7 protein-coding genes are annotated in these 7,041 nt (G+C 65.5%); 5 read left to right on the forward strand and 2 right to left on the reverse strand.

From position 1 onward, the window contains the following. Positions 1 to 1,303 (forward strand): DUF2252 domain-containing protein (locus P7D22_RS21750; protein WP_319936352.1); only part of this gene is annotated, 1,303 nt, incomplete at its 5' end. Between the two features lie 34 nt (positions 1,304 to 1,337). On the opposite strand, the gene P7D22_RS21755 is transcribed toward P7D22_RS21750, so the two are convergent. Continuing rightward, on the reverse strand, positions 1,338 to 1,871 hold the full coding sequence (locus P7D22_RS21755) for a TetR/AcrR family transcriptional regulator (RefSeq protein WP_319936353.1): 534 nt from the start codon (positions 1,869 to 1,871) through the stop codon (positions 1,338 to 1,340). Between the two features lie 136 nt (positions 1,872 to 2,007). Here P7D22_RS21755 and P7D22_RS21760 point away from each other — a divergent pair, with 136 nt between their 5' ends. The 4 genes from P7D22_RS21760 to P7D22_RS21775 all read left to right on the forward strand — a co-directional run bounded on the left by P7D22_RS21760 (position 2,008) and on the right by P7D22_RS21775 (position 6,320). Further along, positions 2,008 to 2,706, forward strand: coding sequence for a glutathione S-transferase family protein (locus tag P7D22_RS21760; protein WP_319936354.1), 699 nt, complete (start codon positions 2,008 to 2,010; stop codon positions 2,704 to 2,706). Positions 2,707 to 3,359: 653 nt separating this feature from the next. Next, the gene (locus P7D22_RS21765; protein ID WP_319936355.1) at positions 3,360 to 4,349 is read left to right on the forward strand and encodes an AraC family transcriptional regulator; all 990 of its coding nucleotides are present in this window, start codon (positions 3,360 to 3,362) and stop codon (positions 4,347 to 4,349) included. Between the two features lie 145 nt (positions 4,350 to 4,494). Continuing rightward, entirely contained in the window at positions 4,495 to 5,061 is a 567-nt protein-coding gene (locus P7D22_RS21770; protein ID WP_319936356.1) for a hypothetical protein, read from the forward strand. A gap of 95 nt (positions 5,062 to 5,156) precedes the next feature. Next, entirely contained in the window at positions 5,157 to 6,320 is a 1,164-nt protein-coding gene (locus tag P7D22_RS21775; RefSeq protein WP_319936357.1) for an alpha/beta hydrolase, read from the forward strand. A 260-nt stretch (positions 6,321 to 6,580) separates the two neighbouring features. On the opposite strand, the gene P7D22_RS21780 is transcribed toward P7D22_RS21775, so the two are convergent. Beyond that, positions 6,581 to 7,041 (reverse strand): TlpA disulfide reductase family protein (locus P7D22_RS21780; RefSeq protein WP_319936358.1); only part of this gene is annotated, 461 nt, incomplete at its 5' end.

Consider the following 7,041-nt stretch of genomic DNA (forward strand, 5'->3'; position numbering starts at 1 on the left):
GGCCGCCGTGCCCCGCGAGGCCCATGCGGCGTTGGCGCTGCCGCCGGGGCGAAACGTCGGCGCGGTCCTGGCCGAAACCGACCACAGCCGCCTGCCGGGTCTGGTGCCCGAACGCCGCCGCCGCATGGCGGCTTCGCCCTTCGCGTTCTTTCGCGGCGGTGCGGCCGTGATGGCGGCCGACCTCGCCGGGGCGGCATCGGCCGGGCTGACCGTGCAGGGCTGCGGCGATTGCCACATCGGCAATTTCGGGGTGGCGCGCAGCCCCGAAGGCAGCTTGTTGTTCGACATCAACGATTTCGACGAAACGCTGCCGGGCGTCGATTTCACCGTCGACCTGAAGCGCCTTTGCGCCAGCCTCGCCCTAGCCACGCAGGAGGACGGCGACGCCACGCCGGACGACGCCCATCAGGCCGCCCGGGCGGCCGCCCATGCGTATCGCAAGCGTATGGGTGAGCTGGCAGTGCTGTCGCCGCTCGAAGTATGGGGCGCCAGCACCGACGTCACCGCCCTGCTCGACCATGTGGGCGACGGCGAGGTCGCCACAACTGTTAAGGGCTTCGTGGCCCGGGCGCTGTCGAGCGGCGAAGGGGCGCGCAACTACCAGAAGCTCGCCGCCTCCAACGACGGCCAGCCCCCGTCGCGCTGGCGCATCGCCGACAAGCCGCCGAACATCTTTCATTGGTCGGAAGGCGCGGCCGCTGGCGAAACCCTGCAGGCCGAGGCCGTCTTCGCCGGCTATCGCGACACCCTGCCGCCGGAGCGGCGAGCGCTGCTCGACCGCTACCAACTGGCCGATATGGTGTTCAAGGTGGTGGGGGTCGGCTCCGTCGGCACCTTTTGCGCGCTCGGCCTGTTCACCACGCCCGACGGCGCGCCCTTGTTCCTGCAGATCAAGGAAGCGCTGCCGTCCTGCCTGACGCGGCTGACCGGCCGGGACGCCTTTGCGGCCCATCAGGGCGAGCGCGTGGTGGAAGGCCAGCGCCTGATGCAGAGCGCCAGCGACCCGTTCCTCGGCTGGACCACCGACGCCCGCACGGGCCGGCAATTCTACGTGCGCCACCTGAAGAACAAGCGCCTGGGCGAGATTGCCCCCCTGGTGCAGGCCCACGCGCTCGAACCCTATGGCCGCCTTTGCGGCGCCACCCTGGCCCGCGCCCATGCCCGCTCGGGCGACGCCGCCACGATGGCGGGCTACATGGGCGAGTCCGAGGTGTTCGAAACGGCGCTGGCGGAGTTCGCGATGGGCTATGCGGGGGCTGTGAAGGGGGATTGGCAGGCTTTGGTGGGGCAGGAGAAGGCTTGACCGGCGACAAACCAGGCCTCTCGGCCATGCAGGCTCACGGAATGAGGCCACTGCCTCGATAGGCCACGATCACCTCGTCATAGGTCGCAATGTCGTTGCGCCCATGCGCAATCATCTGGGCGCCCGACACCGCCGCGAAGATCGCCCGGGCGCGATGCCGCCTCCAGTCCGCGTCGCCATCGTCACCGGGGCCCAGCACGCGGGCGATCCAGCCTTCGTTCATCTCGCCCCAGCGGACCAGTTCGGTCCCGACCCCCTCGGGCAGTTCGTTGCGCTCAGCGGACAGCATCCCGGCCAGACACATGCGGTTGCCGTTCAGAAGCGTTCGCCTGAACATGTCGGTATAGTGACGCAACAGAGCGCCGCCATCGGCCCCTTCCGTCTCGATGCCGTGCAGCAAGGCTTCGTGATACGCGGTGTAGTCGCGCAGGATCGCCACAACCAGCTCCCCTTTCGTGGGGAAATGATAGTGGATGCTGGCACTCTTGATGCCGACATCCTTGGCCAGCTCACGGAAGCTGAGGCCGCCGTAGCCGAGATCCTGCACGGTCAGCCGCGCCGCCTCCATGATCCTCGCCCTGGTACCGCCGGTCATCTCCACCCTCATCTGCCCGACCATCGATAGGCTTTGACAAAGCCGGTGTGAACCGCCAAGGCAGGGGCGTACCTATCTACCGACAGGTAGATAAAATCAAGGATGCCTCATGTCAGCCAAGCCCACCCTCTTCACAGCGCCATCGGCCTTCCCCAACCCGCAACGGGTGCGCCTGTTCATGCACGAGAAAGGCATCGCCGATCAGTTCGAGGAGCATGTCTATGACATGGCGCCCGGCGGCGAGCAGCGGCAGTGGCGCCATCTCAAGATGAACCCGTGGGGCGAAACGCCGACGCTTCGTCTCGCCGACGGCAGCCTCATCTCCGAAACCGCCGCCATCGTCCGCTATCTGGACCAGGCCTTTCCGGGGCGCCGCATCCTTGGCGAAACGCCGATGGAACAGGGACTGGACGCGATGTGGGACAACCGCATCTGGGTTCACGTGCTGTACCGCATCACCACCATGTTCCATGTGCTGCATCAGGGTCTGGGCCCCAAGCTCGAACTGACGCATAATGCGGCCTGGGGCGAGCATTGCCGCAAGGAAGCCCTGGCCCACGCGGGACTGGTGAACCAGCACCTGGCGGACGGACGTCCATGGTTGCTCGGCAAGGACGCGCCGACCTTCTCGGACATGACGCTGGCGACCGCGATCGCCTTTTCCAAATACCCCGTCAATGCGACGCCGCTGGACGAGCGGTTCGAACACCTCGATGCCTTCTGGCAGCGTTGGCAGCAGCGCCCGTCGTTCCAGGCGGCCTATGCCGACCGCAACAGCGGCGTCGCGGAACTCGATGCGCTAAAATAGGCCATGGGCGTACCGCTCACGATGCGGCCCGGGCAAGCCGAGGCCCATCGGACGTGAATGCGGCGGTCGGAGCCTGTGTCCGGCCGCCATAGTTTTGCGACATGGCCTTCGACCGCTCTGGACGTATGGGAAGGCTCGGAGGTGCAGCATCCCCGTCGCTTCTCACCCCCACCGGCTCCACCCACCGCCTCGAATCCGCCCCCCATAGGCCGGCCCCACCAGGATGGCGTAGTACAATGGGGAGGCGGAGCTGTTCGAGACGGCGCTGACGGATGTCGCGATGGGCTATGCAGGGGGTCGGGAATTGGTGGGCACAGAGAAGCAGCGATAAGAGCAAGCGCACCCGCTCCGCTTCTGTGGCAACGGCAGGTTTGGGGGCTTGCTGATCTTTGCTCCGGCCAGGAAGCGGCCGTTCGGCTTTGCGCCTATCGATTTCGTTCGCCCGATTGCCAGGGGCGCTCAGAAGCAGACGCTCGGCACAGCGCCGCGAATGGGACAGATTTGGTGGATTGCGGCTGAGGAACCTGCCATTGCCTCGCGCTCAGGCCTCACCGCGCGCAATCGGACGCAAGCCTGCATCTTCGCGGCGCGTGCTAGGTTTACCCACACGATTTGCGTTGCACTGAGCGCGCGGCCCATGCGTGGAGGCGACGATGCGAACTGATATTCTGGATCGGCTACTCGTCACTCTTGCGGTTCGCCTCCACGCCTTTTCGGTCTGTCAAATCCAAAAAGGATGGCGTCTCACCTTCAGCCCATTCGAGGCGATCACGATCCACTACGTACTGCATGGAACGGGAAGCTTGCGGGTCGGCGACGGTGAGTGGATCCCCTTTGGGCCATATAGCATCATCATCGTACCGGCACGCAGCACCCACGCCGTCGGCGAGCCTGTCGCCGTCATCGGAGAAATGCAGGCCGCCGAGACCTGCGTCCTGCATGGCGACGGTCTCGTCACCTTCTCGGCTGGCGACGGTACGCCGGATACCCTCCTCGTTTGCGGACAAATTTCGGCGAGTTACGAAGGGGCTCTCGGCCTGTTCGAGTTATTCCAGAGCCCGATCGTCGAGGCGTTTTCATCGGACGACGTTCTGCGCCGTTCCTTCGATCTGATGCTCACAGAAATCTCCAGGCCCGGTCTCGCGACCCAGGCCATGACGGAGGTGCTGATGAAGCACTGCCTGATCCTTTTGCTTCGTCAGCACCTGACCAGCGGGGCTAGCACATCACCGCTGCTTGCCGCGCTCAAGGAGCCGAAGCTGGCTCGAGCCGTTCTGGCCGTTCTCGAAAGGCCTGGCGCTCCATTCACCGTCGAAAGTCTCGCCGTGCTCGCGGGCATGAGCCGGGCGTCGTTCGCGGATCGCTTCTCGCAGGTGTTCGACCAGGCGCCGATGGACTTCGTTCAACGCGTCCGCCTCCGCGTTGCGGCCCGTCTGCTGTCGACGACCGATCTTCCGGTGAAGATCATCGCAAGTTCCGTCGGCTACGCGAGCCGTAGCGCCTTCAGTCGCGCCTTCGAGGCCTTGTATTCCGCCGGTCCTGCGGAGTTCCGAAGTTTCGGTGGGCAGGACGAAGGTGAGCCACCCACCCTCGGACCGGCGCTTCCGAGCGAAGTCTCAGACGGCGTGTCACCCCAGGTCTGACGACGGTCACGCAGGGCGCAGACGCCCCCATCGTCCAACCCAGGACTCAGGACGTCCAATGCGCCTCCCATCCAGGAACCGACCTGGAAGATCCTGGTTGCGGGATCATGGCCCTAGCACGGGCATCCGCTTCAAGGAGTCGAACGTGATCACCGACCGACGATCCATCATTGCCGGGCTTGCCCTGATTGCCACGACTTCGGCAGCCATGGCCCAGGCCCAGAAGCAAGCTCCCGCCGAACTCACCGCAGCGCCGATGAACTTCGCCGACATCAAGACGGCCTCGCAGTATTTCACCGGCGTTCTCGGGCCGGCGGAACTGTCGCTGTCGACATCCCAGGTCGCGGTCGAGAAAGCGACCCAGAAGAACGCGCATGAGTTCGCCGGTTTCGAACTCGGCGAAGCCATCACGGTCAACATGGTCCTGAAGGACATCGGCGCCATGGCTCCGGCCATGGACGCGAAAGGAATGGCCATCGTCGAGAAAATCAAGACAACCGCCAAGGGCGAGGGCTTCGACAGGACCTACATCGCTTTCCAGCTCGAGAATCACGAGTTCCTGCGCGACCTCGCCGACGGCTACCTCCACAACTCGGCTGGTGCGACCGACCCCATGGAGAAGCAGGGCCGACATCTCGCCATGCTGATGCTGGCGGTGTTCAAGGAGCACGTCGCCATCTGCAAGCGGATCAACGCCGAATTGAAGGCCTGACCGGCCTCACCGGTTCGCTACCCGGCGCTGGCTAGAACTCCCCAGCCATCAGTCCGATCCCTGCAATTCCCCGACACTCCGACACGAGACATCCCATGACAGGCTCAATTCGTTTCGCCGCACTCGCGGTACCATTGCTGGCGGGCGTCGCCCTGTTCGCCGGCTCGCCCGCTTACGCCCAGCAGACGCCGGCCCCGGCCGATGCGCCCGTGCTGGAGCCGGGTCTTTCCACCGTCGCGACCGTCGCTGAGACGCCCGACAGCGGCACGATGAAGCGTGCCGACAAGGACATGCTCGCCGTTCTCAAGAAGCTCGGTGAGCTCGGCGCCAAGCCCATCGAATCCCGTTCGGTCGCGGAAGCCCGGGCGCAGCCGACCCCGGCCGATGCGGTCAAGGCCGTGCTCAAGGATCAGGGCAAGGATGCGATGGCGCTGATGGCGGCCATGAAGGTGTCCAAGAAGGATATGACCTATCCCACGGCCGGCGGCACGCAGCCGATCCGGATCTATACGCCGGAGGGTGCCGGCTCCGGCCCCTTACCGGTCATCGTCTATTATCACGGTGGCGGTTGGGTGATCGCCGACCTCGACACCTACGAGGCCTCCGCGATGGCGCTCGCCAAGAAGTCGGGCGCGATCGTAGCGAGCGTGGAATATCGCCATGCGCCGGAGAACAAGTTCCCAGCGGCCCACGAAGACTCCTTTGCGGCCTATAAGTGGGTGCTGGCCAATGCAGGGCAGTTCGGTGGAGATCCGGCCCGCCTGGCCGTGGCCGGCGAAAGCGCGGGCGGCAATCTTGCCACCAACGTGGCCATCATGGCGCGCGACGGGAATGTGCAGCTCCCCGTGCACATGCTGATCGTTTATCCGGTGGCCGGAACCGATATGACGACGCCGTCCTACATCGCCAACCAAAACGCCATGCCGCTCTCGAAGAGCGCCATGGGATGGTTCGTTGACAAGGTCTTGGCCAAGCAGGAAGACGCCAAGAGCCCGATGCTGAATCTGACCACGTTGGCCGACCTCAAGGGCCTGCCGCCTGCGACCGTCATCACGGATTCGATCGACCCGCTGATGTCGGAAGGCAAGATGCTGGCCGAAAAACTGAAGGCCGCGGGCGTGTCGACGACCTACAAGAATTATGAAGGCGTCACCCACGAATTCTTCGGCATGGGCGCGGTGGTGTCCGATGCCGAAGCAGCGGAGGACATGGCCGGGCATGAGTTGAAGGAAGCCTTCGCCAAGACTCCGACGAAATAGTGATTCAGACGCGGTGAGGGCGACCGGCCCTCACCGCGGAGCCTCGGACGGCACCCAGCCTCTGCGAGCAGAATTCCTCGACCTCCGTTCCGGGCCGACCCTCGGCGGCCGCCAACGTCGGCTTCCTTGTAAATCCACTTCAAGATAGGGGACCGCATCACGGCTGTGCTTGATCGTTCCCGGCGACTCGAAGTGCCGAGACGCACATATTCCTGAGAGCCCGAGATCGAGTCGAAAGCGCACTCGCTCTTCAGCCGCCTTCACCCCCCAACCGCCTCCACCACCCGCTTCGCCTCAGCCGACCCCCAATCGGCCGGCCCCGCCAGGGTGGCGACCGCGCAGCCGTTCTTGTCCACCAGGAAGGTCGTCGGAAGGCCCAGCACCGGGCCGTCGCGTTTGGCGGTGCCGAGCACGGCGCCGGTCGGGTCGGCATAGAACGACAGGTGGGTGGCCGACACCTCGGCCAGGAATTTCTTCGGGCGGTCGAGGCGGGCGGTGTCGACATTCACCGCCACCACCTGGAACGCGGGGCCGCCGAGGCTTGCCTGCAGGGCGTCGAGCGCCGGCATCTCGGTGCGGCAGGGCACGCACCAGGTGGCCCACAGGTTCACCAGCAGCGCCTTGCCGCGGAAGTCGGCCAGCGTCACCGGCCGGTCGCCGTCGGCCTGGAAGCTGAAGGCCGGCATCGGCCGGGGCGGCCGGGCGGGGCTGAGGGCCGCGA

Source organism: Lichenihabitans sp. Uapishka_5 (genome assembly GCF_033947565.1).
GTDB lineage: Bacteria > Pseudomonadota > Alphaproteobacteria > Rhizobiales > Beijerinckiaceae > Lichenihabitans.